Genomic DNA, 24,641 nt, shown 5'->3' on the forward strand with positions numbered 1-24,641 from the left:
GGGTGCGCCCCATCGTCCTCAATGCCGGCCAGCCTGTGCCTGAGCCGAGTCCGGCGCCGCAACCACGGCCGTTGCACCTGCCGATTGCCGAATTCGAAATGGACCTGCTGGACAAACCCTTTCCGCCCTTCCCGCCGGAAGAGCTCGTCGAGCAACAGAAACAGTTCGATTACGATACCGGCTGGGCGCGTCCGCTGATCCTGCAGAACCTGCGGATCGCTGCCTAAACCTCAAGCTGCCACTACCTCAATGGCGCCCAGCGACAACCTGGCCGCTCAGCCCTTGAACAACTGGTTGATCTGCCCGAACGGTATGGCCCGGTCGGCGAAGTCGAAGCTGCCATGGTCGCGAATTTCCTGCGCCGCCCGGTAGAAGGCGCCATAGGCGGCCCGCGCCAGGGCCGAACCGACGCTGATCCGCTTCACCCCCAGCTCGCTCAACTGCGCCAGGGTCAATTTCAGGCCGCCCGACATCAGCACGTTGACCGGCTTCGGCGCCACCGCCCGGACCACCGCAATGATTTCCTCCGCCGAGCTCAGCCCAGGTGCATACAGCACATCGGCGCCGGCCTCGGCGTAGGCTTGCAGGCGGCGAATGGTGTCCGGCAGATCCTGCCGGCCATGCAGCAGGTTCTCCGCCCGCGCCGTGAGCACAAAGGGAAAAGGCAATTGCCGCACCGCGGCGACCGAGACCTCGATACGCTCGACCGCCAGCTTGAAGTCATAGATCGGGTCATCGGCCCGCCCCGTGGCGTCTTCGATGGAGCCGCCCACCGCCCCGCTGGCGGCCGCTTGGCGCAGGGTCCGTGCACAGCCTTCGGGGCTGTCGGAAAAACCGTTTTCCAGGTCCACCGCCACCGGCAGGCTACTGGCCCCGACTATGGCGCGAACGTTGCCCAGGGTGTCCTCCAGGGACAAGGCGCCTTCAGCGTCGGGGCGGCCCAGGGAGAACGCGAAACCGGCGCTGGTGGTCGCCAGAGCCTCGAAGCCGAGGCTGGCCAGCATCTTGGCGGAGCCCGCGTCCCAGGGGTTGGGAATCACGAACGCCCGATCACGCTCATGCAGGGCCTTGAAGGTTTGGGCACGGAGGGTTTGCGCATCCATTGGCGGACTCCTGGGCAGGGAAATGATTCCGCCTCAGAGCAAGCCGAGTTGCTCCGCGGCGGGCTCTCTGTATAGCTCAGGCAAGGCCGGCAAACCAGGCAGGCGCTCCATCAGGCGTGCGTGGAAACGCCGCGCCAACTCGGCGGCCAGGCGGTTATCGGCGGTGTGCAGGAAGATGTAGGGGGTTCGCCCTTCCTCGATCCAACCGGCGACCTTGTCGATCCAGGGCACCAAAAACGGATCATTGGCCTCGAGCTCCGGATGGCCGATAAAGCGCACCTGGGGAAACTGGGTGAAGGCGGCCGGGCGCGGCGGCACCTTGGGTTTCTTCGATTGCGCATGGAGCACCGACGGCTCGCTGGAAGTGCAACTGAACAAGGCGCGCGGATCGAGGCAGATGCGCTCCACGCCGCGATCCAGCAGCAGGCGATTGAGCATGCGCTCGGCATCGCCCTTGGCGAAGAAGTCCCGGTGCCGGACTTCCACCGCCAACGGCCGCTCCAGGCCGTCGATAAAGCCCGCCAACTCGGCCAGGCGTTGTGGCGTGAAGCTCGCGGGCAGTTGCAGCCACAGCGGCGAAACACGCTCGCCCAACGGGCTGAGCAACTGCAGGAAGCTCTCGGCCGCGCCCAGCTGCTCGCGCAGATCGCCACCATGGCTGATATCGCCGGGAAACTTGGCGGTGAAGCGAAAATGCTCGGGCATGGTTTGCGCCCAGCGCTGCACCGTGACCTCGGCGGGGCGCGCGTAGAAAGTGGTGTTGCCTTCCACGGCATTGAAGACCTGGCAATACAGGCCGAGAAAATCCGTCGGGCGCGCGCTTTCCGGATACAGGTACTCACGCCAGGCGTTTTCGCTCCAGGAAGGGCAACCGAGGTAATAAGGCAGCAACATCAGATATGCAGGTCGAGACCCACCACTTCCATATCCCAATCGACGAAACCGGCGGTGGTCAGGTAGCTGGCCAGGGCATTGGCCACGCTTCTTTTCATGGCGCGATGGAAGATCATGTCCTGCGGACGGGCGGGAAGATTGCTGGTGCTCCCGGCGGACTGGGAACGCGCCTGGGCAGGAGTCTCGGGTTGGACTTCGACGGCATCTGCGTCCTCCAGCGAGTCGTCCAGCAGCACGCCGCCTTTGCGAGGCTTGCGCTTGATGGGGTAGGACTGAGAGGAAATGCCGTCTATGCGCATAATCACATGCTCGATATCAATGATGGCAATTTAGCGGCACCTAGCCGACTACGCAAATGCCCGAGTGATAACTAGAACACAGAAAATGCAAAAGGTTTAAAAGCCGCCGGAAACGGCCACGAAAACCTGACGATTGGCACGCTCATCGCACGGATTCGTGCTGGCAGATGGCCCTGTAGCGCGGTCAGCGCGCCTTCGGCGTCGCCACCTTGTCCCGCAGGTACACCGGTTGCGCCTCGTCCGCCGGGATCGCCTCGCCGCGCTCCCAGGCAAAACGCGCCAGGGTCAGCAAATCTTCGGCGTGAGGCAGCATGCCCGCGTCCTGGCCGCTGAGCTCAACGCCGATACGCTCGGCGTAGCCCCAGCCGGTGCCCGCGCCGAACCAGTCGCCGCTGGCGTCCGCCGGCAACGCGGCGGCTTCTGGCGGCAGCACTGCTTCGGCCCCTGCCAGGCGCATCTCGCCGGCCACTTCGCGGTAGCAGCCCCAGTAGACCTCATCCATCCGCGCATCGATGGCGGCGGCCACCTGGGTCGCGCCGTGTTCGCGCAACGCCCGCTGCGCCAGCACCGCCAGGTTCGACACCGGCAGCACCGGGCGTTCCAGGGCGAAGGCCAGGCCCTGCACCACGCCGATGGCGATCCGCACACCGGTAAAGGCCCCCGGCCCGCGGCCGAAGGCAATGGCATCGACGGCCTGCAGGCTGGTGCCGGCATCGGCCAGCAGTTTCTGGATCATCGGCAGCAGCTTCTGTGCATGCAGGCGCGGGATCACCTCGTAGTGGCTCGTCACCTTGCCGTCATGCAGCAAGGCAACCGAGCAGGCTTCAGTCGCGGTGTCCAGGGCCAGCAAGGTGCTCATCGATGTTTCCATAAGGCAGAGGGAGTTGAAAAAAGTGACGCATTATAAACAGCAACGGCCCGCAAGCGGGCCGTTGAAGATGAAGCAAATCCGACTGATCAGTTCAGCGCTTCAAGCACCTTGCCGGTGATCGACTCGACCGAGCCGACGCCCGCGATGTGGCTGTACTTCGGCTTGCCCTGATTGGCGGCCAGGCCCTGGTAGAACTCCACCAGCGGCTTGGTCTGGGAGTGGTAGACCGACAGGCGATGACGCACGGTTTCTTCGGTGTCGTCTTTACGCTGGACCAGGTCTTCACCGGTGATGTCGTCTTTACCGGCGATTTTCGGCGGATTGTAGACGGTGTGGTAAACGCGGCCCGAGGCCTCGTGCACACGGCGACCGGCGATACGCTGGACGATCTCTTCGTCATCGACAGCGATTTCGACCACGTTGTCCAGCTCGACGCCAGCTTTGACCAGCGCTTCGGCCTGAGGAATGGTGCGCGGGAAGCCGTCGAACAGGAAACCCTTGGCGCAATCCGCCTGGCTGATGCGTTCCTTGACCAGGTTGATGATCAGGTCATCGGAAACCAGACCACCGGCGTCCATCACGCTCTTGGCTTTCAGGCCCAGCTCGGTGCCAGCCTTGACCGCTGCGCGCAGCATGTCGCCGGTGGAGATTTGCGGAATGCCGAATTTTTCGGTGATGAACTTTGCCTGAGTACCTTTACCGGCCCCGGGAGCTCCCAGCAGAATTACGCGCATCGATGTGCTCCTCAATTTTTTATTTAGAAACGCTCGGATTCGCCTCGTGGGGCCAATCTCGGAAATGGGATAGTGGCCGCCCAAACGGCCAAAGGCTGATCAAGATACACAGCCGACACAGCGCACACAAGCAGCCGAAAGTCGGAGCAACCCGCTGCCTTTATGCCCTGGCGACAGGGTATTGCTGGTCGCAACCCCATAACAAAGTGTCGCCTGGCAACGGTCGCCAGCCCTTTCGGGCCAGCGCTCGAAGTACCGCGCCAAGCCACTGAAAACCCCGGCAATTACCTTAGCCGGTATTACGCAAACCGGCGGCAATCCCCGCCACAGACACCAGCAGCGCCTGTTCCACCGGGCTGTCCTGGGCGCCATCCTGGCGTCGCGAGCGGGCCAGCAGTTCGGCCTGCAATAGATGCAGCGGGTCCAGGTAGGTATTGCGCAGGCGAATGAACTCCAGGGTGTCAGGGCTATGTGCCAGTAACTGCGACTGACCGGTCAGCCCCAAGACCACTGAACACGCCTGCGACAATAAGTCGCGTAAATGCGCACCCAATGGCAGCAGTGCCGGTTCGACCAATCGCTCGTCGTAGGAACGGGCGATATCCGCGTCGGCCTTGGCCAGCACCATCTCCAGCATGTCGATGCGCGTGCGGAAAAACGGCCACTGTTCGCGCATCTGCCCCAGCAACTCGCCTTCCCCGCGCTCCAGGGCCTTGCTCAAGGCGGTTTCCCAGCCCAGCCAGGCCGGCAGCATCAGGCGTGTCTGGGTCCAGCCGAAAATCCACGGGATGGCCCGCAGGCTTTCGATGCCGCCAGCACGGCGCTTGGCCGGCCGGCTGCCCAGCGGCAGGCGCCCCAGCTCCTGCTCCGGCGTGGACTGGCGGAAATACTCGACGAACTGCGGGTTCTCCCGCACCACCGCGCGATAGGCCTTCACCCCATCGGCGGCCAGCTCGTCCATCAGGTCGCGCCACGCCGGCTGCGGCAGGGGCGGCGGCAGCAAGGTCGCTTCCAGCACCGCCGCCAGGTAGAGATTGAGGTTCTGCTCGGCGATGTCCGGCAGGCCGAATTTGAAACGAATCATTTCCCCTTGCTCGGTGGTGCGGAAGCGCCCCGCCACCGATCCCGGCGGTTGCGACAGGATCGCCGCGTGGGCCGGGCCGCCGCCACGTCCCACGGTGCCACCGCGACCGTGAAACAGCAGCAACTCGACCTGCTGCTCGCGGCAGATATCCACCAGTTTTTCCTGGGCCCGGTACTGCGCCCAGGCGGCCGCGGTGGTGCCGGCATCCTTGGCCGAGTCGGAATAACCGATCATCACTTCCTGCGGCCCCTGCAAGCGCGAGCGATAGCCCGGCAGAAGCAGCAGTTGCTCGATCACCGGGCCGGCGTTGTCCAGGTCGGCCAGGGTTTCGAACAGCGGCACCACGCGCATCGGCCGCAGCACACCGGCTTCCTTGAGCAGCAGTTGCACGGCGAGCACATCGGAAGCGGCGCCGGCCATGGAGATGACATAGGAGCCCAGCGACGCCGCCGGGGCCGCGGCGACTTCCCGGCAAGTCGCCAGCACTTCGGCGGTATCGGCCGATGGCTTGAAGTAACCGGGCAGCAGTGGACGACGGCTGCCCAGTTCGCGCATCAGGAAATCGATGCGCTCCTTCTCGCTCCAGTCGCCGTAGCGGCCCAGGCCCAGGTAGTCGGTGATTTCGGTCATGGCCGCGGTGTGCCGCGAGGAGTCCTGACGCACGTCCAGACGCACCAGGAACAGGCCGAAGGTCACCGCGCGACGCAGGCAGTCGAGCAGCGGACCGTCGGCGATCACCCCCATGCCGCATTCATGCAGGGACTGATAGCAGAGCTCCAGCGGGTCCAGCAGCTCGCGGTTGTTCTGCAACACCTGGGCCGTCGCCGGCACGCTACCGCTCAACGAGGCCTGGGCCCAGTTGCGGGTGGCCCGCAGGCGCTCGCGCAACTGCTTGAGCACCGCACGATAGGGTTCGGCGCTGTCGCCGGCCAGGGTCCGCAGCGCCGCGTTGGCCTGCTGCATGGACAGGTCGGCAGCCAGTTGATCGACATCGCGCAGGTACAGGTCGGCGGCCATCCAGCGCGCCAGCAACAGCACCTCGCGGGTCACCGCCGCGGTGACATTGGGGTTGCCGTCCCGGTCGCCGCCCATCCACGAAGCGAAGCGGATCGGCGCCGCCTCCAGGGGCAAGTGCATGCCGGTGGCCGCATGCAGGGCCTGGTCGGCCTTGCGCAAATAGTTGGGGATGGCCTGCCACAGCGAGTGTTCGATCACCGCGAAGCCCCACTTGGCTTCGTCCACCGGGGTTGGCCGGGTTCGGCGGATTTCTTCGGTGTGCCAGGCCTCGGCGATCAGGCGCTGCAGGCGTGCCTGGATCTGCGCGCGCTCGGCCGAGGTCAGGTCGCGATGGTCCTGGGCGGCCAGTTGCGCGGCGATGGCATCGTATTTCTGGATCAGCGTGCGGCGGGCGACTTCCGTGGGATGGGCGGTCAGCACCAGCTCGATTTCCAGCCGTCCCAGCTGCCGGGCCAGCGCCTCGGCGCCATGGCCTTCGGCCCGCAGGCGCGCCAGCAGTTCCGGCAGCACCCGCGACTCGAACGGCGCCGGCTGCGACTCCTCGCGACGGTGAATCAACTGGTACTGCTCGGCGATGTTCGCCAGGTTGAGGAACTGGTTGAACGCCCGCGCCACCGGCAGCAATTCGTCCTCGCTGAGCTGGTTGAGGCTGGCGCTGAGTTCGGCGTCCAGCGAACCGCGCCGGTCGGCCTTGGCGCCTTTGCGAATCTGTTCGATCTTGTCGAGGAAACCCTCGCCATACTGTTCACGAATGGTGTTGCCCAACAGCTCACCCAGCAGGTGAACATCTTCGCGCAAGCGCGCATCAATATCGGTCATCTACCTGTTCTCCAGCGGACTTGGGGCTCCTGGTAAGCCCCAAGAGTGCCGCCAGCGCATGGCTATTAGCAAGGGCGGTCTTGGCGCGAACGGGTCCGGGCAAGGCCGGCGCACGACGAAGCGCCTTTAAACCTTGCGCGATGGAGCTAGTCTCAAGAGTAAGCCGCACAACGGCTTAGCGCCGGCACAGGCCGGTCACTCACCAGGCCCTGCCACAAGCAGGCGTTCATTGAGGTTGCCATGAAAATCCGTGAGCTCGCGCAACACTGGGAAGAAAACGCCAAGGGTCGCCTGACCAAGACCGGCTACACGATCTATCTGGACGTCGAAGCCGCAGCACGCCTGGCGGCGATTTCCGAGATGTACCCCAAACGCCAGACCGAGGAACTGCTCGGCGAACTGATCGGGGCTGCCCTGGAGGAACTCGAAACCAGTTTCCCTTATGTCCAGGGCCAGCATGTGGTCGCCACCGACGAAGAAGGCGATCCGCTCTATGAGGACATCGGTCCTACCCCGCGTTTTCTCGCCCTGTCGCGGCGTTATCTGCACGATATGTCGGCTCAGGCCGAAGAGCAGAAACACTGATCCACTGCTGATTTTCTCACCTGTGAAAACCGTTATTCCTGACCCCGAATCGGGTCAGGAGTACCCCTACGCATGGCAAAAGTTCCCGATTTAGAGCCTTGTCTTCCCGGTCAGAAAGTTTCCCGGCAACTGGCCATATTCTCTGAACTATTCAAAAAAGCTTCCGGTCACACCCAGTAACCATCACTGGAACGGCCGTTTCAATTCAGCACCCTCGGCAACACCGTCACTCAGCGTTACGGCAGCGGAACCGGGATGGTTTTGATGTTTTTCAGGAGTTATCCAATGGAGTTGAAGACCATGAAGATCAGCACTGCCAAATCCTCGTCAAACCCTCTGCGCGGGCTGAAGCTGGCCGCGCTGGCTCTCGGTAGCAGCCTGGTCCTGGCCGGTTGCGCCGGTAATCCGCCGAGCGAGCAATACGCGGTGACGCAATCTGCGGTCAACAGCGCAGTCAGCGCGGGCGGTACCGAGTTTGCCGCCGTGGAAATGAAGTCGGCTCAGGACAAGCTCAAACAAGCCGAGCTCGCCATGCACGACAAGAACTACGACGAAGCCCGGCGCCTGGCCGAACAGGCCGAATGGGACGCCCGCGTCGCCGAGCGCAAGGCCCAGGCCGCCAAGGCCGAACAGGCATTGAAGGACTCTCAGAAAGGCGTTCAGGAACTACGCCAGGAAGGCATGCGCAGCGTGCAATGAGCCACGGGCGCCGATTCCCACGTATTCGCCATCGATAAAAGGACGAACCCATTATGCGTAAACAACTGATGATCCCTGCCCTGTTGGCCCTGAGCGTGGCGCTGGCGGCATGCTCCACCCCGCCTAACGCCAACCTGGAAAACGCCCGGACCAACTACTCCGCCCTGCAGGCCAATCCGCAGGCCACCAAGGTGGCGGCCCTGGAAACCAAGGACGCCAGCGAATGGCTGGACAAGGCCGACAAGGCCTACCTGAACAAGGAGGACGAGAAAAAGGTCGACCAACTGGCCTACCTGACCAACCAGCGGATTGAAGTGGCCAAGCAGACCATCGCCCTGCGCACCGCGGAAACCCAGCTCAAGGACGCCGGCGACCAGCGCGCCAAGGCGCTGCTCGATGCCCGCGACGCGCAGATCAAGCAACTGCAATCGAGCCTCAACGCCAAGCAGACCGACCGCGGTACCCTGGTGACCTTCGGTGACGTGCTGTTCGCCACCAACAAGGCCGACCTGAAGTCCAACGGCCTGGTCAACATCAACAAGCTGGCGCAGTTCCTGCGCGACAACTCTGACCGCAAAGTGATTGTCGAAGGCTACACCGACAGCACCGGCAGCGCGGCTTACAACCAGTCGCTGTCCGAGCGTCGCGCCACTTCGGTACAGGTCGCCCTGATCAAGATGGGTATCGATCCGGCACGCATCGTCGCCCAGGGTTATGGCAAGCAATACCCGGTTGCCGACAACGGCAGCGTTTCCGGGCGCGCCATGAACCGTCGCGTGGAAGTCACCATTTCCAACGACAACCAGCCGGTGGCGCCACGTTCGACCGTCAGCGCCAACTAAGCCCGACCCTGCGCACTGAAGCGCGTCCCCAATAAAAAGCCCCGCCTTTATCGGCGGGGCTTTTTTATCCGGCAAACGGATCACGCCGTTCGGTCACTGCTCCAGCTTCGGGGTTTCCTGGCCCATGCAGCGCACGGCGCGCTTCTTGTTGTTGACCAGCACGCCGGTCAGCCCCTTCTGCTCGGTGTCGAACAGCACCAGCACGCCATCGATACACTGCGCCACCTCGGCCGCCGGCTCCAGGGAGACCTTGTAGTCCTCGCCGGGCACGGTCTTGAGCATGGTGAAATCGTTGAGCAGCAACGCATCCTCCGGTTTGGCAAAATGCAGGTAGCCGTAGTACCACAGGCACGCCACGGTGCCGAGGATGCTGCAGATACCGGTGATGATCAGGGGGATGGCGTTACGTTCTTCGCTCATTGCGGACTCTCTGGAGGTTCTACGACTGGATTCAAGGGTGCAGGGTAATTCGGGATTTCGCCCAGGCGGCGCAGGCCGTTGAAATGCTGCGGGTCTTCAAGGTAACGCAACATCACCTGGCGCCAGACCGGGTCGGCAAAGGTCTGCACATGCCCGCCACGGGTCAGCTGCAACACCCTGGGCGGGGGCGCAGCTTGATACAGACGGATGCCGTTGGAAAGCGGTACGAGGGAATCGTCGATGCTGTGGTAGATCAGCTTGGGCACGCCATCCAGGCGCGCAATGGCCTTGATCGCGCTGTCGCCATCCGGCACCAGCCAGGACAGCGGGACCTGGAACGGCCAGGTCATCCAGGACGTGCTCAGGGCGAAGCGGCCCACCTCGCGGTAACTGGCCGGCACCCCGTCGAAGACAATGGCCTTGAGCTGGCGCTGGCGTTCCGGATGCTGCTCCACCAGATAGTGGATGGCCAGGGCGCCGCCCAGGCTCTGGCCCAGGACGATCAGCGGCTTGCCCTGGACTTCGGGCGCCCGGTCCAGCCACTGGAAGGCCGCGTCGACGTCCTGGTAGATCGCCGGCAGGCTCGGTTCACCTTGCGACACCCCATAGCCACGGTAGTCCACCAGCAGCACCTGGTAGCCCTGCTCCGGCAACCACCAACTGCCACCGAGGTGCCCGGACAGGTTGCCGCCATTGCCGTGCAGGTGCAGCACCGTGCCCTTGACCGGCACCCCGGCCTTGGCCGGCAGCCACCAGCCGCGCAGGCGCGTGCCGTCGGCGGCGGTCAGGGTGACGTCGCGGTAGTCGAGCCGGGCCTTGTCCGGGGTGAACGGCAAGCCGCGCTCGGGGTAGAACAGCAGCGAGCTGCAACCGCTCAAGGTCAGTAGCAGGCAGACAATGCTGAGGACTCGCATCCGTTTGAAGCCTCGCGACAGGAGTTGAAAAGGATACTTCTGTAGGAGCGAGGCTTGCCCGCGATAACCGATGGCGCGGTGACTCAGAAAAACCGCGGCGCCTTTATCGCGGGCAATCGAACGTCGACCGGCCGCTCCTACACGGGGTGTGCGTCAGAGGATGTTGGAGTAATCCGCCTCGATACGGTCCAGGCTCAGGTGATTGAGGAAGTTGGAGAAGCACATCCAGGCCGACAGCGCGTTCATGTCGCGGAACTGGTCCGGCAGGTACTTGGGCGGCACCACCAGGCCTTCATCCACCAACTGCCGCAGGGTACGCATGTCCTCCAGGGTGGTCTTGCCGCAGAACAGCAACGGCACCTGCTCGAGCTTGCCCTTGCGCACGGCCAACTGAATGTAGTTGTAAACCATGATGAAGCCCTTGAGATAGGACAAGTCTTTGGTGAATGGCAGGCCCGTCGGCACCGAACCGCGGAACACCCGGCTGGCGTTGCCATAGCTTTCGGCCATTTCGAAACCCTGCTCACGGAAGAACTCGAACACCTGCATGAAGTCCGCGCCCTCTTCCACCATGTGAATGGCGCGGGTGCGGTTGGTCAGCTTGCGCAGACGGCTCGGGTAGGAGGCAAAGGTGATGATCTCCATCAGGATCGCCAGGCCTTCCTGGGTCACGGTCGACGAGGGCGGGCCCTTGGACAGGAAGGTGCAGATCGGCTGGTTCAGGCCGTTGAGGGTGGTGCCCACGTGCACCAGGCCTTCATGGACTTCCAGGGCCCGCACATCGCGATTGTTGAACATGGCGTCGGCGCGGATCTTGATGTAGTCGGCGCCGGCCGCCGCGTCGGCGACGATGCCGTCGGACTCGAAGACCCGGATGGTTTCCTCGGCCTCGCCGAACACCTTGTTCAGCCGGCTTTGCAGCAGGCTGACGGCCTCCTTGGCGCTCAGGGTCTTGGGTTCGTCCTTGAGGTCGCCGCGGCCGTCGATGTTGTTCAGGTAATCCGAGAGCATCAGGCCCAGGTCCGACAAGGTCGGGTCGCCGGCATGAAAGGCATCGGAGGCCGCGCCGTAGAGTTCCTGGGAAATCAGCCCGAAATCCTCGGTGCCACGGGCTTCGAGCATCCGCACCACCATGCGGTACTCCTTGCACATGCGCCGCATGATCTGCCCCACCGGGTTGAACTGGCCCAGTTGCCGGGTGATGTCACGCTCGATGTTCTGGAACTCCAGCTTCACCGCACTGGAATCGAAAGACAGCGCCCGGCCTTCGTAATAGGCGCGGTCCACCGCCGGCATTTCCTTGCCCTTGGCCTTGAGGAAACCCTTGCGGATGTTGTCATCCCACTTCACCGCATCCAGCACGCGGATCGGCGTCTGTGCCAGCACAATGCGATCGGACAAGGTGCGTATCGTCTGCTGGTAATCGTCCACCACAAACTCCTGTTGAAACGTCTGTACCGCGTTTACTTGCCTGCCCGCTGGAAGCGCGCCGCCTCGACGAACACGTCGGAGTTGGCGGGATCGTCCAGATAGGCGAAAACCTGTGGCAGCGCGCTGTCGATCAGCACGCCCTCGCCGTCCTTGGTGTCGAACGGCTCGCCATGCAGGGCATTCTGCCCGCGGGCCTGATTGATCTGTTCGAGATCGAGCTGGTAGAGCACCAGTTCGTGTTCGTCGGTCAACTCGAAACCGGCGATGGTGAAGTGCCCGCCAAGCGCCTGGGGCACCGCCGCCGAGAGATACCAGCGGCTACCATGGCGGGAAACGGTAAATTCGTAAGTGTCGTGCTGTTGCGGCCTGGCCTTGACGGAAGTGACGGCCTTGTAGCGGTTGTTGCCGATGCGGCTCAGCTGCAGGGTCAGCGGTTCGCCCCAGGCATTCTTGCTGGTCCATTTGCCCAGCAACGCCGCGGGCGCGGCCTGATCGGCCGGCAAGGGTTCCTTGAAGGACACCAGGCAGCCACTGAGCAGCAGGAACGACAAGGCGATCACAACGCGCCAGGCTTTCATTCAACACTCCCTATCGGCAGTCGACTCAAACGCAGGTAGCAGCTGGCGAAGCCTGCGTCCGCTCCAGGTACAGGCCCCATGGAATCGCAGGAAGGCCCTTCGGGCCTCGCGGCAGCGGCTACAGCGACCGCATCACACCGAGGCCAGAACCAAGTGCATGTACCGGGTAAGAATGCCCAGCATGTCTTCGTCGGCCAGAGGCTCTGCCCCGTTGAGCAGGCCCTGATATTCCATCCGTCCGATTATAGACGTCAACACTTTGGCATCCTGTTGCGGCTCGCGGGAACCCAATACCTGGAAAAACTGGCAAGTGCCGTGCAACAGGATCTGCTGGTGGGAACGCACCAGCAGCGCCAGGCGCGGGTTGAGCAGCGCCTCCTGGCGAAACGCCTGCTCGGCCATCAGATGCTCGCGGCGGTTGTGCAGCTGGCGCTGCACGTAGTCGGCGGTCAGGCGGGCAATGTCATCGGCCAGTTGCGCGCGGGACTCCGGGCTGCCATCGCCATAGGCGACCATCTCCCGCAGCAAGCCCTCGTTGTTGGCCCAGAGCTTGGCCATGAAGGCGGCGCTGCGTTCGACGTATTGGGCGAAGGTATCGGTGAGCAGGTCATCGATATCCTTGAAGTAGTAGGTGGTGGCCGACAGCGGCACACCGGCTTCGGCGGCTACCGCGCGATGGCGCACGGCGCGCACGCCATCGCGCACGACAATGCGCATGGCCGCGTCGAGAATATCCTGGCGACGTTGCTCACTGCCCTGTCGGCTGGCCTTGCGGCCCTGGTACTGAACACTTTCAGCGACCGCAGTGGCGATGCCAGCTGCACCTTCTTGAGCAATTGCACGGTTCACGACAGGTATTCCTCTCACATAAAAATGAAAAAAGCAGTACGTCAGTGCCACACAGACAATAAAAAGCCGCCTGTTAGCGGCGGCTTTTTATTCAACATATTTACGCTTGCGGCCGCATGTGCGGGAACAGGATCACGTCGCGGATCGACGGGGAGTTGGTCAGCAGCATCACCAGACGGTCGATGCCGATACCTTCACCGGCGGTCGGCGGCATGCCGTACTCCAGGGCACGAACGAAGTCGGCATCGTAGTGCATGGCTTCGTCGTCACCGGCGTCCTTGTCGGCCACCTGGGCCATGAAACGCTCGGCCTGGTCTTCCGCGTCGTTCAACTCGGAGTAGGCGTTGGCAATTTCGCGACCACCGATGAACAGCTCGAAACGGTCGGTCACGTTCGGGTTCTCGTCGTTGCGACGGGCCAGCGGCGAGACTTCGAACGGGTACTGGGTAATGAAGTGCGGCTGCTCCAGCTTGTGCTCGACCAGCTCTTCGAAAATCATCACCTGCAACTTGCCCAGGCCTTCGAAGCCGAGCACCTTGGCACCAGCCTTCTTGGCGATGGCGCGAGCCTTGTCGATGTCGTTCAGATCATCGGCGGTCAGCTCAGGGTTGTACTTGAGGATCGAGTCGAACACCGACAGACGGACGAACGGCTCGCCGAAGTGGAACACCTTGTCGCCGTACGGCACGTCGGTGCTGCCCAGGACCAGCTGCGCCAGCTCGCGGAACAGTTCTTCGGTCAGGTCCATGTTGTCTTCGTAGTCGGCGTAGGCCTGGTAGAACTCCAACATGGTGAATTCAGGGTTGTGCCGGGTCGAAACGCCTTCGTTACGGAAGTTGCGGTTGATCTCGAACACCTTTTCAAACCCGCCAACAACAAGCCGCTTGAGGTACAGCTCCGGCGCGATACGCAGGAACATTTCCATGTCCAGGGCGTTGTGGTGGGTCTCGAACGGCTTGGCCGCCGCGCCGCCAGGAATGGTCTGCAGCATCGGCGTTTCCACTTCCAGGAAGTCACGCTTCATCAGGAAGCTGCGGATGTGGGCGATGACCTGGGAACGCACGCGGAAGGTTTCGCGTACGTCTTCGTTGACGATCAGGTCGACATAACGCTGGCGATAGCGCTGCTCGGTGTCGGTCAGGCCGTGATGCTTGTCCGGCAGCGGGCGCAGCGACTTGGTCAGCAAACGCACGTTGGTCATTTCGACGTACAGGTCGCCCTTGCCGGAACGGGCCAGGGTGCCTTCGGCGGCGATGATGTCGCCCAGGTCCCAGGTCTTGACCGCGTTCAGGGTCTCTTCCGGCAGGGTCTTGCGGTTGACGTAGACCTGGATACGCCCGGTCATGTCCTGGATCACCATGAACGAACCACGGTTGAGCATGATGCGACCGGCAACCTTGACCGGAATCGCCGCCTCGGCCAGCTCTTCCTTGGTCTTGTCCGCGTACTGTTTCTGCAGGTCGTTGCAGTAGTTATCGCGGCGGAAGTCGTTGGGGAAGGCCTGACCCTTGGCGCGCTCGGCAGCAAGCTTTTCCTTGCGCAGGGCGATCAGGGTGTTTTCTTCCTGTTGCAGGGCCTGGTCGAGTTGTAGGTCGCTCATGTCTTTAAAATTTCCATCACAGGTTCGTTGCCCCTTGCCTGTGGCAAGAGATCGCGGGCCAGCCTCGCTCCTACAGAAGCGCGCCGTGCCCGCGGCATGGGTGTCGCGGCTTACAGCCCCGATTTCAGGCTGGCCACCAGGTATTCGTCGATGTCGCCGTCGAGCACCTTGTCGCAGTCACTGCGTTCGATGTTGGTACGCAGATCCTTGATCCGCGAGGCATCGAGCACGTAGGAGCGGATCTGGTGACCCCAGCCGATGTCGGACTTGCTGTCCTCCAGCGCCTGGGAAGCGGCGTTGCGCTTCTGGATCTCCTGCTCGTACAACCGGGCCCGCAGCATTTTCATGGCGGTGTCCTTGTTGGCGTGCTGGGACCGTTCGTTCTGGCAGCTGACCACGGTGTTGGTCGGTACGTGGGTGATACGTACGGCCGAGTCGGTGGTGTTTACGTGCTGACCACCGGCACCGGAGGAACGGTAGGTGTCGATCCGCAGGTCGGCCGGGTTGATCTCGATTTCCACCTTGTCGTCGATCTCGGGCGACACGAACACCGCCGAGAACGAGGTGTGGCGGCGGGCGCCGGAGTCGAACGGGCTCTTGCGCACCAGGCGGTGCACGCCGATCTCGGTGCGCAGCCAGCCAAAGGCGTACTCGCCCTTGATGTGCACGGTGGCGCCCTTGATGCCGGCGACTTCGCCTTCGGACAGCTCCATGATGGTGGCGTCGAAGCCACGCTTGGAGGCCCAGCGCAGGTACATGCGCAGCAGGATGTTGGCCCAGTCCTGGGCTTCGGTGCCGCCGGAGCCGGCCTGGATGTCCAGGTAGGCGTTGTTCATGTCCATCTCGCCGCTGAACATGCGACGGAATTCCAGCTTGGCCAGCGCTTCGTCGAGACGGGTCAGTTCGGCGACCACATCGCCCACTGTGCCTTCATCGTTCTCTTCGACGGCCATGTCCAGCAGATCGCGGCAATCGGCCAGGCCACCGGACAACTCGTCCAGGGTCTCGACGATCTGCGCCAGCGCTGCGCGTTCACGGCCCAGTTCCTGGGCGTATTCAGGCTTGTTCCAGACGTTCGGATCTTCAAGCTCGCGATTGACTTCGGTCAGACGCTCATGCTTTTGATCGTAGTCAAAGATACCCCCGAATAGTTTCGGAGCGCTCGGACAGGTCCTTGATAGTGTTAAGGATCGGGTTGATTTCCATGGCAGGCAGCACTCGTTGGCGAACTTTTGAAAGCCGGCGAGTATAACGTAATCAAGCTGGCGCGGCAGCCCGCCTGGCGGCTTTAGGCCCCCGCGGTGGCGGTTTTTTTCACTCGATCCCCACCTGATTGCGACCATTGTGCTTGGCCAGATACAGGCCTTTGTCGGCGGCCGAGATCAATTGCCGGCAACTGGTGCTCGGCTGCGGCGTCATGGTGGACAGACCGATGCTGATGGTCAGGCTGGCCCCTTCGGTCGGCGCGATATGCGGAATCTTCAGCGCGGCCACGGTCTGGCGCAGTTTCTCGGCCACCAGCCGCGCCCCACCGGGCGAGGTGTTCGGCAGTACCAGGGCAAACTCCTCCCCGCCATAACGCGCCGGTAAATCCGACGGTCGGCTGCTGGCCTCGCGGATCGCCGTCGCCACCTTGCGCAGGGCTTCATCGCCCTCCAGGTGACCGAAGTTGTCGTTGTAGGACTTGAAGTAGTCGACATCGATCATCAGCAGCGACAACTGGGTCTGGTCGCGCATTGCCCGGCGCCACTCCAGCTCCAGGTACTCGTCGAAATGCCGGCGGTTGGACAAGCCGGTCAGGCCATCGGAGTTCATCAGGCGCTGCAGCACCAGGTTGGTATCGAGCAGTTGCTGCTGGCTGACCCGCAGCGCGCGATAGGCCGCGTCCCGCTGCAACAGGGTCATGTAGGAGCGCGAGTGGTAACGAATGCGCGCCACCAGCTCGATGTTGTCCGGCAGCTTGACCAGGTAATCGTTGGCCCCGGCCGCGAAGGCCGCACTCTTGATCAGCGGGTCTTCCTTGGTCGAAAGCACGATGATCGGAATGTTCTGGGTCGCCGGGTGGTTGCGGTACTCGCGCACCAGCGTCAAGCCGTCCAGGCCCGGCATCACCAGGTCCTGCAGGATCACCGTCGGCTTGATGCGGATCGCCTGGGCAATGGCCTGGTGCGGGTCGGCACAAAAGTGGAAATCGATGTTTTCTTCATTCGCCAACCCACGCCGCACAGCCTCACCGATCATTGCCTGGTCGTCGACCAGCAGCACCATCGCAGCATTTTCATCGGTTTTAAAATCGTCGAGCTGTAAATCATTCATGGGTTGTCACCTGAGTTGCTACCTGGCCAGGACAGCTGCGTTTGTCGGTCATTTGGCAAATATCTCCAGCAATCGTGGAGCGATCTTGTCCAGTGGGCGAATCTCTGTGGCAGCGTCGATGGCAGCGGCCGCCTTGGGCATGCCATACACCGCACTACTATTCTGGTCCTGGGCGATGGTCAGATAACCTTGGTCGCGCATCAGTTTCAGGCCCTGGGCGCCGTCGCGACCCATGCCGGTCAGCAGCACGCCGACCGCATCGCCATTCCAGTAACTGGCGACGCTTTCAAAAAACACATCGATCGATGGCCGATAGATCTCGTTTACCGGCTCGGCGGTGTAGGCCAGGGTACCGTTCTTCAACAGCCGAATATGGTGGTTGGTCCCGGCCAGCAGCACCGTACCGCTCTGCGGTGGCTCGCCTTCGCGGGCCAGGCGCACCTTCAGCCCGGAAGCACTGCTGAGCCATTCGGCCATGCCCGCGGCGAACACCTGGTCGACGTGCTGCACCAGCACGATGGCGGCCGGAAAATGGGCGGGCAACCCCTTGAGCAGCACTTCCAGCGCCGCCGGGCCACCGGCGGACGAACCGATCGCCACCAGGCCCTGGCGTTGCGCCATGGTGCGCATCGGCACCGGCGCCGAACGCACGTGGTTGCCGCGCTGCTGGCCGATCAGCCAGCCGATATTGAGGATCTTGCGCAGTAAGGGCGCCGCCGCTTCCTGCGCATTGCCGGCACCCAAGGCCGGTGTATCGACCACGTCCAGCGCGCCATGGCCCATGGCCTCGAACACCCGATGCACGTTCTGCTGGCGGTCCACCGTGACGATCACGATGGCGCAAGGGGTTTCGGCCATGATCCGGCGGGTCGCTTCCACGCCGTCCATCACCGGCATGATCAGGTCCATCAGGATCAGGTCGGGCGTCAGCTTCGCGCAGTACTCGACCGCCTCGGCGCCATTGGTCGCGACCCACACCACTTCGTGCGCGGGTTCGAAGGCCAGGGCCCGGCGCAGGGCCTCCACGGCCATGGGCATGTCATTGACGATCGCGATTTTCATGCCCGCGCTCCTCCAATCAGCTCCACCACCGCATCCAGCAGGGCGTCATCATGGAAACTGGCTTTGGCTAGATAATAGTCGGCTCCGGCATCCAGTCCACGGCGCCGGTCCTCTTCGCGATCCTTGTAGGAAACCACCATCACCGGCAACGACTGCAGGCGATTGTCACGGCGCAGGAGTGTGACCAATTCAATCCCATCCATTCGGGGCATATCGATGTCGGTGATCAGCAGGTCGAAGTCTTCCGAACGCAGGGCGTTCCAGCCATCCATGCCGTCGACGGCGACCGCTACGTCATAACCACGGTTGAGCAAAAGCTTGCGTTGCAGCTCACGCACGGTGAGCGAGTCGTCGACCACCAGGATGCGCTTGCGCGCCGTCTCGGCCTGATGGCGGTTGTGGCGGGCGATGCGTTCCAGGCGGCCGGTATTGAGCAGCTTGTCCACCGAACGCAGCATGTCCTCGACGTCGACGATCAGCACCACGGAGCCGTCATCGAGCAAGGCCCCGGCGGAAATGTCCTGGACCTTGCCCAGGCGGTCGTCCAGCGGCAGCACCACCAGGGTCCGCTCGCCGATGAAACGCTCGACCGCCACGCCATAGACCGCGTCGCGCTCGCGAATCACCACCACCTTGAGCGTGGATTCATTGCTCTGCCCCGCAGGGCGTTGCAGCAGCTGGCTGGCCGCGACCAGGCCGACATGGCGGCCTTCGTGCCAGAAATGCTGGCGCCCTTCCAGCTGGACAATGTCGTCGGGCTCCAGATCGCACATGCGTTCTATATGCGCCAGCGGGAAGGCGTAGGCCTCTTCGCCGACCTCCACCACCAGGCTGCGCACCACCGACAGGGTCAGCGGCACTTCGAGGTGGAAACGACTGCCCTGCCCCGCCACCTGCTCCAGCTGCACCGCGCCGCGCAGCTGACGCACCATGTGCTGCACCGCATCCAGGCCGACACCGCGCCCGGAAACCTCGGTGACCTTGTCCCGCAGGCTGAAGCCCGGCAGGAACAGGAAGGTCAGCAGTTCTTCTTCGCTCAGCTGGGCAGCGGTCTCGGCCGGGGACAGCTGGCGCTCGACGATGCTCTGGCGCACCCGCTCCAGATCGACGCCGTTGCCGTCATCGCTGAGTTCCAGCACCAGCAATCCGGCCTGGTGGGAAGCGCGCAGGCGAATCAGGCCCTCGGCCGGCTTGCCCGCCAGCAGCCGCTGCTCGGGCGTTTCGATGCCGTGATCGACTGCATTGCGCAACAGGTGGGTCAGGGGCGCTTCGAGTTTTTCCAGCACGTCGCGATCGACCTGGGTCTTCTCGCCCTCGACTTCCAGGCGCACCTGCTTGCCCAGGCTGCGCCCCAGGTCACGAACCATCCGCACCTGGCCCACCAGCACATCGGCGAACGGCCGCATGCGACAGGCCAGCGCGGTGTCGTAGAGCACCTGGGCACGCTGGCTGGCCTGCCAGCCGAACTCATCCAGCTCGGCGGTTTTCTCGATCAGCAGTTGCTGGGATTCCGCCAGCAGGCGCCGCGCATCCTCCAGGGCTTCGAGGGCCTCCAGGCCCAGCACCTGCTCCTTGAGATGCCCATTGAGGTTTTCCAAAGCGCGCAGCCCGTTGCTCTGCATGCGCTTGAGGCGCTGCAGGGTCGCCAGGTACGGCTTCAGGCGCTGGGTTTCCACCAGCGACTTGCTCGACAGATCCAGCAGGCTGTTCAGGCGTTCGGCCGTGACCCGCAACACCCGTTCGCCGCCCTCGGCGAGCTTCTTGCCCTTCTGCGGAGTGGCCACGGATGCCTCTTGCAGCGTCTCCTGCAAGACCTCCTGCGGCATCTCGAACGGTGGGACCTGCGGCTCGGGCTCGACCCGCGGGGCCTCCAGTTGCAGCTCGGCCATGGGCAGCAGGCTCGGCTCGACCCTGGGCAGGACAACGCCCGCCGCCACCGCGCCCGGCGAGCCGATCAACTGCTCCATGAGCCCCACGTAGGCGGCAATGTCCTGCTCACCGACCTGGTTGCCCGGCGTGGCGATGCGCATCAGGAAGTCGGTGCCCTGCAGCAGCGCATCGATATGTTCGGGACGCAGGTACAGCCGCCCCTCCTGGGCGCTGACCAGGCAATCTTCCATCACATGGGCCACGCTGACCCCGGCGTCGACCCCGACGATCCGCGCCGCGCCCTTGAGCGAGTGGGCGGCGCGCATGCAGGCTTCCAGCTGGTCGGCCTGGATCGGGTTGCGTTCCAGCGCCAGCAGGCCGGTACTGAGCACCTGGGTCTGGGCTTCGGCTTCCAGGCTGAAGAGTTCGAGCAGCGAGGCGTCGCGCATTTGATCAGGGGTCATGTCAGGCTCCGGGTCACGGCGGACAGCAACTGCTCTTCATCCAGCCAACGCAGGCTGCGGCCCTTCCACTGCAAGACGCCACGGGTGTACTTGGCACTGGCCTGCTGGCCGGAAACTTCGGCGGCGTTCAGGGTGCGCTCGTCGATGGCATGGATGCCCTCCACCTCGTCCACCGGCACCACCACCGGGCCGCCCTGGGCGGCGATGATCAGCATGCGCGGAATAACCCGCGCGCCCGACACGACCGTGCTGGTGGTGTCCAGCCCCAGCAGCTCCACCAACGACAGGCAGGCCACCAACGCGCCACGCACATTCGCCACACCCAGCAAGGCCCGCGAACGCTGGTGCGGCAAGGAATGGATCGGTTGCAGCGGCGCCACTTCCACCAGGCAACGGGTGGCAATGCCCAGCCATTCCTCGCCCAGGCGGAACATCAACAGCGAACGGGTGACGACATCCGTATCGGCCTCGGCCGCTTGCTCATGGCGCTCCTGCTGCAACGCATAGCGATCGAGCAGACGGGTGGCCGCGGCGGAATACACCGAGCAGTTGCGGCAATGCACATGCCCGGCCAGCAACGGGCAACTCTTGTCGCCGTGGATACCGATGCGGTTCCAGCAATCGTCGATGGCCTGCGCATCTTCATGGGTCACGTTCAACGAAACAGAGCCGCTCATGATTTACGCTCACTGTCTGCTGCACGGCCGCTGCGGGCCGCACGCTCCTGCAATCGACGGGCACCGGCGACGTCTCCCTGGGAGGCCAGCAAAGCGGCCAGGTGCACCAGCGCCTCGGCGTGCTGCGGGTCCAGGTACAGGGCCTTGCGATAGAAACCCTGGGCCTCCAGGGCGCTGCCCGCCACATCGCTGAGCAGCCCCAGCCAATAGAACACCTGCGCCACCGGTTCGTGGGTGTCCAGGTAATGCTCGCACGCCACCCGGGCCTCGGCGCTTTTGCCTTCGTTGGCCAGGGCCGCGATGCTGGCCAGCAGGGTCGTGGCGTCGTTGGCCGGCCTGGTCGGTGCAGGGCTCGGGCTCGGCACCGCACTGGCAAACGGCCGGCTGCGCACGGGAGGCGCGATGCTGCGCACCGGCTGGCGCACCGGCAATGCGCTCGGGACGAAGGCCGGTGCCGGCGCGGGCTCAGGTTCGTTATGCCGGCTGAAGGCAAAGGACTGGGCAATGCCGATCGAACGCATGCCCAGGCGGCCCAGCAGGCTGCCTTCGGCCGGGCCGATGAACAGCACACCTTCAACGTGAGTCAGGCGCTTGAGCACTTCGAACACCTGGCGCTGGGTCGGCTGATCGAAATAGATCAGCAGGTTGCGACAGAAGACAAAATCGTAGGGCGGCTCATTGGCCAGCAAGGTCGGGTCCAGCAGGTTGCCGACCTGCAGGCGCACCTGCTCGCGCACCCGCTCGCTGAGGCTGTAGCGCTCATCTTCGGCGGTGAAGTGCCGCTCGCGAAAATCGCTGTGCTGGCCGCGAAAGGAGTTCTTGCCGTACACCGCCTGCCTGGCCCGCTCGACCGACAGCGGGCTGACATCGAAGCCATCGACCTTGAACTGATGGGGAGCAAGCCCGGCATCGAACAGGGCCATGGCAATCGAGTACGGCTCCTCGCCGGTGGAGCACGGCAGGCTGAGGATACGCAACGCACGCATACCCTTGAGTTCGGCAAGGCGCGAGAGGGCAAGTTTGGCCAGGGTCGCGAAGGACTCCGGGTAACGGAAAAACCAGGTTTCCGGAACGATCACCGCCTCGATCAGGGCCTGCTGTTCATCCCGCGAGCCTTGCAGGGTCTGCCAGTAATGGTCGGCGCTGAGCGCCTGCTGGGCGATGCTGCGCTGGCGCACCGCGCGCTCGATGATCGCCGGCCCCACCGAGGCCACGTCGAGGCCGATGCGCTCCTTGAGGAAATCGAAAAATCGCTGGTCGCTGCTCATGGCGACTCCCCGAGCAGCGCCAGGTCCAGCGGCGGCGAGGGAAACAGCAGCGCACGCACCTCGGCATCCAGCAGATCCTCGACACGCACCCATTGCAACAGGCCCTGGGCGTCTTCATAGACCGGCCCCAGATACGGCGCATTGCGGTTATCCAGGCCGTAGGCCTTGAAGTCCTGCGGGTTGCACCGCAGGGTATCGGTGGCCTGCTCGAGGATCAGCCCCAGCAACCGCGCAGGCTCTGCCGCCTGCGGGCGGTAATGCACCAGCACCAGGCGGGTGCTGGTGCGCTCCTGCGCCGGCTCGCCAAAGGTCAGGGCGCTCAGGTCGAGCACCGGCACCACCGCACCGCGATGGGCAAAGACCCCGGCGACCCAGGACGGCGCCCGGGGAATCGGCTTGAGCTGCAGGCGCGGCAATACCTCGACCACCTCGACGGCCTGCAAGGCGTAACGTTCGGTGCCGATGCGGAACACCAGGAACAGCGCGTCTTTGGTCGCCGTCCCTGCGCCGCGTTTCGCTGCGAGCTCGTTCATCAGACTTTGAAACGCGAGACGCCGCTACGCAGCCCCACCGCCACCTGGCTCAGTTCATCGATGGCGAAACTGGCCTGGCGCAGCGACTCGACGGTCTGGCTGCTGGCATCGCCCAGTTGCACCAGGGCGTGGTTGATCTGCTCGGCGCCGGTGGCCTGGGCCTGCATGCCTTCGTTGACCATCAACACCCGCGGCGCCAGGGCCTGGACCTGATGGATGATCTGCGACAGCTGCTCGCCGACCTGCTGCACCTCGGCCATGCCGCGGCGCACTTCTTCGGAGAACTTGTCCATGCCCATGACCCCGGCCGATACCGCCGACTGGATCTCCCGGACCATTTGCTCGATGTCGTAGGTAGCGACCGCGGTCTGGTCCGCCAGGCGCCGCACTTCGGTGGCCACCACGGAAAAACCGCGCCCGTACTCGCCGGCTTTCTCGGCTTCGATCGCGGCGTTGAGCGACAGCAGGTTGGTCTGGTCGGCGACCTTGACGATGGTCACCACCACCTGGTTGATATTGCCGGCCTTCTCATTGAGGATCGCCAGCTTGGCGTTGACCAGGTCGGCCGCGCCCATCACCGAATGCATGGTTTCTTCCATCCGCGCCAAGCCCTGCTGGCCGGAGCCGGCCAGCACCGAAGCCTGGTCGGCGGCGGTGGAGACTTCGGTCATGGTGCGCACCAGATCGCGCGAGGTAGCCGCGATTTCCCGGGAGGTCGCGCCGATTTCGGTGGTGGTCGCCGCGGTCTCGGTGGCGGTCGCCTGTTGCTGCTTGGAGGTGGCGGCGATCTCGGTGACCGAGGTGGTGACCTGGACCGAGGAGCGCTGCGCCTGGGACACCAGGGAGTTGAGCTCGGTCATCATGTCGTTGAAGCCGGTTTCCACGGCGCCGAATTCGTCCTTGCGCTCCAGGCTCAGGCGACTGGTCAGATCGCCCGTGCGCATGACATCGAGGATCTCCACGATCCGGTTCATCGGCGCCATGATCGCGCGCATCAGCAGCAGACCGCACAGGCCCGCCGCCAGCACCGCCACCAGCAGGGAAACACCCATGGTGACTTTGGCCGCAGCCACCGCATCGTCGATCTGCAAGGCGGCCGAATCGGCGACCCCTTTGTTCTCGTCGATGATGTCGTTGAGTTTCATCCGACCGGCGATCCAGGTGGGCGTCAACTGGTCATGGAACACGCGGACAGCCTCGGCTTCCTGATTACGCCGATGCAGATCCAGGACCGTAGCCTGGATCTTGAGAAATTCCTGATGGCGTTTTTCAAACTCGTCGAACTCCTGCAGGTCGGTCTCACCGCGAAGCGTGTCCTTGTAGCTGGCCATGTATTTCTGCAGGCGTTGCTCGAAGCTCTTGAAATCGGCCTCATCCTTGGCACTGACGCCCTTGCCTTCGTTGAGGCCGATGATTTCCTGGGTATGCAGGAAACTGTCGACCCACGAACCACGAATCATCGAACTGAAATAGACCCCGGGAATGGCATCGGAGCGCATGCGGTCTTCGCCGGCCTCGATCTTCAACAAGCGGGAGTACGAGGCTATGACCATCAGCAGCATGATGGTGATAATCACCGCAAAGCTCGCCAAAATGCGTTGGCGCAACGTCCAGTTCTTCACAGTCAGTCCTCGGGGCCATTCAAATGGTGGGGAGTATAGCCGAGGGCGTGCCATCATTTATCAGCGTATTGCGCACCACGTCTCACTCAGA

General features: G+C 63.6%; 23 protein-coding genes and 1 pseudogene. 4 read left to right on the plus strand and 20 right to left on the minus strand.

Annotation, left to right across the window (positions count from 1 at the left end):
* Positions 1–227: pseudogene (locus J4D52_RS13210) on the plus strand (energy transducer TonB); the annotation flags it as partial.
* Between the two features lie 48 nt (positions 228–275).
* Here J4D52_RS13210 and J4D52_RS13215 read toward each other — a convergent pair.
* The 6 genes from J4D52_RS13215 to ppc all read right to left on the minus strand — a co-directional run bounded on the left by J4D52_RS13215 (position 276) and on the right by ppc (position 6,821).
* The gene (locus J4D52_RS13215) at positions 276–1,103 is read right to left on the minus strand and encodes an oxaloacetate decarboxylase (protein WP_063428600.1); all 828 of its coding nucleotides are present in this window, start codon (positions 1,101–1,103) and stop codon (positions 276–278) included.
* A gap of 33 nt (positions 1,104–1,136) precedes the next feature.
* Positions 1,137–1,997 carry a DUF72 domain-containing protein gene (locus J4D52_RS13220; protein ID WP_102677723.1) on the minus strand — a complete coding sequence of 287 codons (861 nt, stop codon included), beginning with the start codon at positions 1,995–1,997 and terminating at the stop codon, positions 1,137–1,139.
* Complete coding sequence (locus J4D52_RS13225; protein ID WP_025806600.1) at positions 1,997–2,296, minus strand: hypothetical protein; 300 nt, start codon at positions 2,294–2,296, stop codon at positions 1,997–1,999. The genes J4D52_RS13220 and J4D52_RS13225 overlap by 1 nt, the downstream gene beginning before the upstream one ends.
* Positions 2,297–2,480: 184 nt before the next feature.
* Positions 2,481–3,155, minus strand: a complete 675-nt coding sequence (tsaB, locus tag J4D52_RS13230; protein ID WP_102677724.1) for a tRNA (adenosine(37)-N6)-threonylcarbamoyltransferase complex dimerization subunit type 1 TsaB — start codon at positions 3,153–3,155, stop codon at positions 2,481–2,483.
* A 98-nt stretch (positions 3,156–3,253) separates the two neighbouring features.
* Positions 3,254–3,901: an adenylate kinase gene (gene adk / locus J4D52_RS13235; protein ID WP_025806598.1), complete on the minus strand. Its 648-nt coding sequence runs from the start codon at positions 3,899–3,901 to the stop codon at positions 3,254–3,256.
* A gap of 289 nt (positions 3,902–4,190) precedes the next feature.
* Positions 4,191–6,821 carry a phosphoenolpyruvate carboxylase gene (ppc, locus tag J4D52_RS13240; protein ID WP_102677725.1) on the minus strand — a complete coding sequence of 877 codons (2,631 nt, stop codon included), beginning with the start codon at positions 6,819–6,821 and terminating at the stop codon, positions 4,191–4,193.
* Positions 6,822–7,061: 240 nt separating this feature from the next.
* Between ppc and J4D52_RS13245 the strand changes: the two genes are divergently transcribed.
* From J4D52_RS13245 to J4D52_RS13255, 3 genes are all read left to right on the plus strand, one after another.
* Positions 7,062–7,406: a hypothetical protein gene (locus tag J4D52_RS13245; RefSeq protein ID WP_025806596.1), complete on the plus strand. Its 345-nt coding sequence runs from the start codon at positions 7,062–7,064 to the stop codon at positions 7,404–7,406.
* 285 nt (positions 7,407–7,691) lie between these two features.
* The gene (locus J4D52_RS13250; RefSeq protein WP_025806595.1) at positions 7,692–8,105 is read left to right on the plus strand and encodes a DUF4398 domain-containing protein; all 414 of its coding nucleotides are present in this window, start codon (positions 7,692–7,694) and stop codon (positions 8,103–8,105) included.
* Between the two features lie 53 nt (positions 8,106–8,158).
* Entirely contained in the window at positions 8,159–8,947 is a 789-nt protein-coding gene (locus J4D52_RS13255) for an OmpA family protein (protein ID WP_102677726.1), read from the plus strand.
* A gap of 93 nt (positions 8,948–9,040) precedes the next feature.
* Here the strand turns inward: J4D52_RS13255 and J4D52_RS13260 are convergent, their stop codons facing one another.
* From J4D52_RS13260 to J4D52_RS13325, 14 genes are all read right to left on the minus strand, one after another.
* Positions 9,041–9,367, minus strand: a complete 327-nt coding sequence (locus J4D52_RS13260; RefSeq protein WP_023969761.1) for a hypothetical protein — start codon at positions 9,365–9,367, stop codon at positions 9,041–9,043.
* A complete protein-coding gene (locus J4D52_RS13265; RefSeq protein ID WP_063428593.1) occupies positions 9,364–10,281 on the minus strand; it encodes an alpha/beta hydrolase in 918 nt (305 codons plus the stop codon). The genes J4D52_RS13260 and J4D52_RS13265 overlap by 4 nt, the downstream gene beginning before the upstream one ends.
* A gap of 153 nt (positions 10,282–10,434) precedes the next feature.
* Entirely contained in the window at positions 10,435–11,712 is a 1,278-nt protein-coding gene (locus tag J4D52_RS13270) for a flavohemoglobin expression-modulating QEGLA motif protein (RefSeq protein WP_025806592.1), read from the minus strand.
* Positions 11,713–11,744: 32 nt separating this feature from the next.
* Positions 11,745–12,290 (minus strand): hypothetical protein, encoded by a 546-nt coding sequence (locus J4D52_RS13275; protein ID WP_102677727.1) that lies wholly within the window; start codon positions 12,288–12,290, stop codon positions 11,745–11,747.
* Between the two features lie 132 nt (positions 12,291–12,422).
* Positions 12,423–13,139 carry a TetR/AcrR family transcriptional regulator gene (locus J4D52_RS13280; protein WP_025806590.1) on the minus strand — a complete coding sequence of 239 codons (717 nt, stop codon included), beginning with the start codon at positions 13,137–13,139 and terminating at the stop codon, positions 12,423–12,425.
* Between the two features lie 100 nt (positions 13,140–13,239).
* Positions 13,240–14,739, minus strand: coding sequence for a lysine--tRNA ligase (lysS, locus tag J4D52_RS13285; RefSeq protein ID WP_025806589.1), 1,500 nt, complete (start codon positions 14,737–14,739; stop codon positions 13,240–13,242).
* A 110-nt stretch (positions 14,740–14,849) separates the two neighbouring features.
* A protein-coding gene (gene prfB / locus J4D52_RS13290; protein WP_097305473.1) for a peptide chain release factor 2 occupies positions 14,850–15,945 on the minus strand; the annotation gives its coding sequence in 2 pieces (ribosomal slippage) (positions 14,850–15,872 and positions 15,874–15,945; 1,095 coding nt in all).
* Between the two features lie 108 nt (positions 15,946–16,053).
* Positions 16,054–17,055, minus strand: a complete 1,002-nt coding sequence (locus J4D52_RS13295; RefSeq protein WP_007927977.1) for a PleD family two-component system response regulator — start codon at positions 17,053–17,055, stop codon at positions 16,054–16,056.
* 48 nt (positions 17,056–17,103) lie between these two features.
* A complete protein-coding gene (locus J4D52_RS13300; RefSeq protein WP_025806588.1) occupies positions 17,104–18,117 on the minus strand; it encodes a chemotaxis response regulator protein-glutamate methylesterase in 1,014 nt (337 codons plus the stop codon).
* Complete coding sequence (locus J4D52_RS13305; protein ID WP_102677728.1) at positions 18,114–20,450, minus strand: hybrid sensor histidine kinase/response regulator; 2,337 nt, start codon at positions 20,448–20,450, stop codon at positions 18,114–18,116. The genes J4D52_RS13300 and J4D52_RS13305 overlap by 4 nt, the downstream gene beginning before the upstream one ends.
* The gene (locus J4D52_RS13310) at positions 20,447–21,127 is read right to left on the minus strand and encodes a chemotaxis protein CheW (RefSeq protein ID WP_025806586.1); all 681 of its coding nucleotides are present in this window, start codon (positions 21,125–21,127) and stop codon (positions 20,447–20,449) included. The genes J4D52_RS13305 and J4D52_RS13310 overlap by 4 nt, the downstream gene beginning before the upstream one ends.
* Positions 21,124–22,395, minus strand: coding sequence for a protein-glutamate O-methyltransferase CheR (locus J4D52_RS13315; protein ID WP_025806585.1), 1,272 nt, complete (start codon positions 22,393–22,395; stop codon positions 21,124–21,126). The genes J4D52_RS13310 and J4D52_RS13315 overlap by 4 nt, the downstream gene beginning before the upstream one ends.
* The gene (locus J4D52_RS13320; RefSeq protein WP_097305478.1) at positions 22,392–22,928 is read right to left on the minus strand and encodes a chemotaxis protein CheW; all 537 of its coding nucleotides are present in this window, start codon (positions 22,926–22,928) and stop codon (positions 22,392–22,394) included. Before J4D52_RS13320 ends, J4D52_RS13315 begins: the two co-directional genes overlap by 4 nt.
* Positions 22,928–24,550: a methyl-accepting chemotaxis protein gene (locus tag J4D52_RS13325; RefSeq protein ID WP_025806583.1), complete on the minus strand. Its 1,623-nt coding sequence runs from the start codon at positions 24,548–24,550 to the stop codon at positions 22,928–22,930. The genes J4D52_RS13320 and J4D52_RS13325 overlap by 1 nt, the downstream gene beginning before the upstream one ends.
* Between the last annotated feature and the right edge of the window lie 91 nt (positions 24,551–24,641).

It is taken from the genome of Pseudomonas sp. GW460-12-10-14-TSB1 (genome assembly GCF_017349775.1).
Taxonomy (GTDB): domain Bacteria; phylum Pseudomonadota; class Gammaproteobacteria; order Pseudomonadales; family Pseudomonadaceae; genus Aquipseudomonas; species Aquipseudomonas piscium.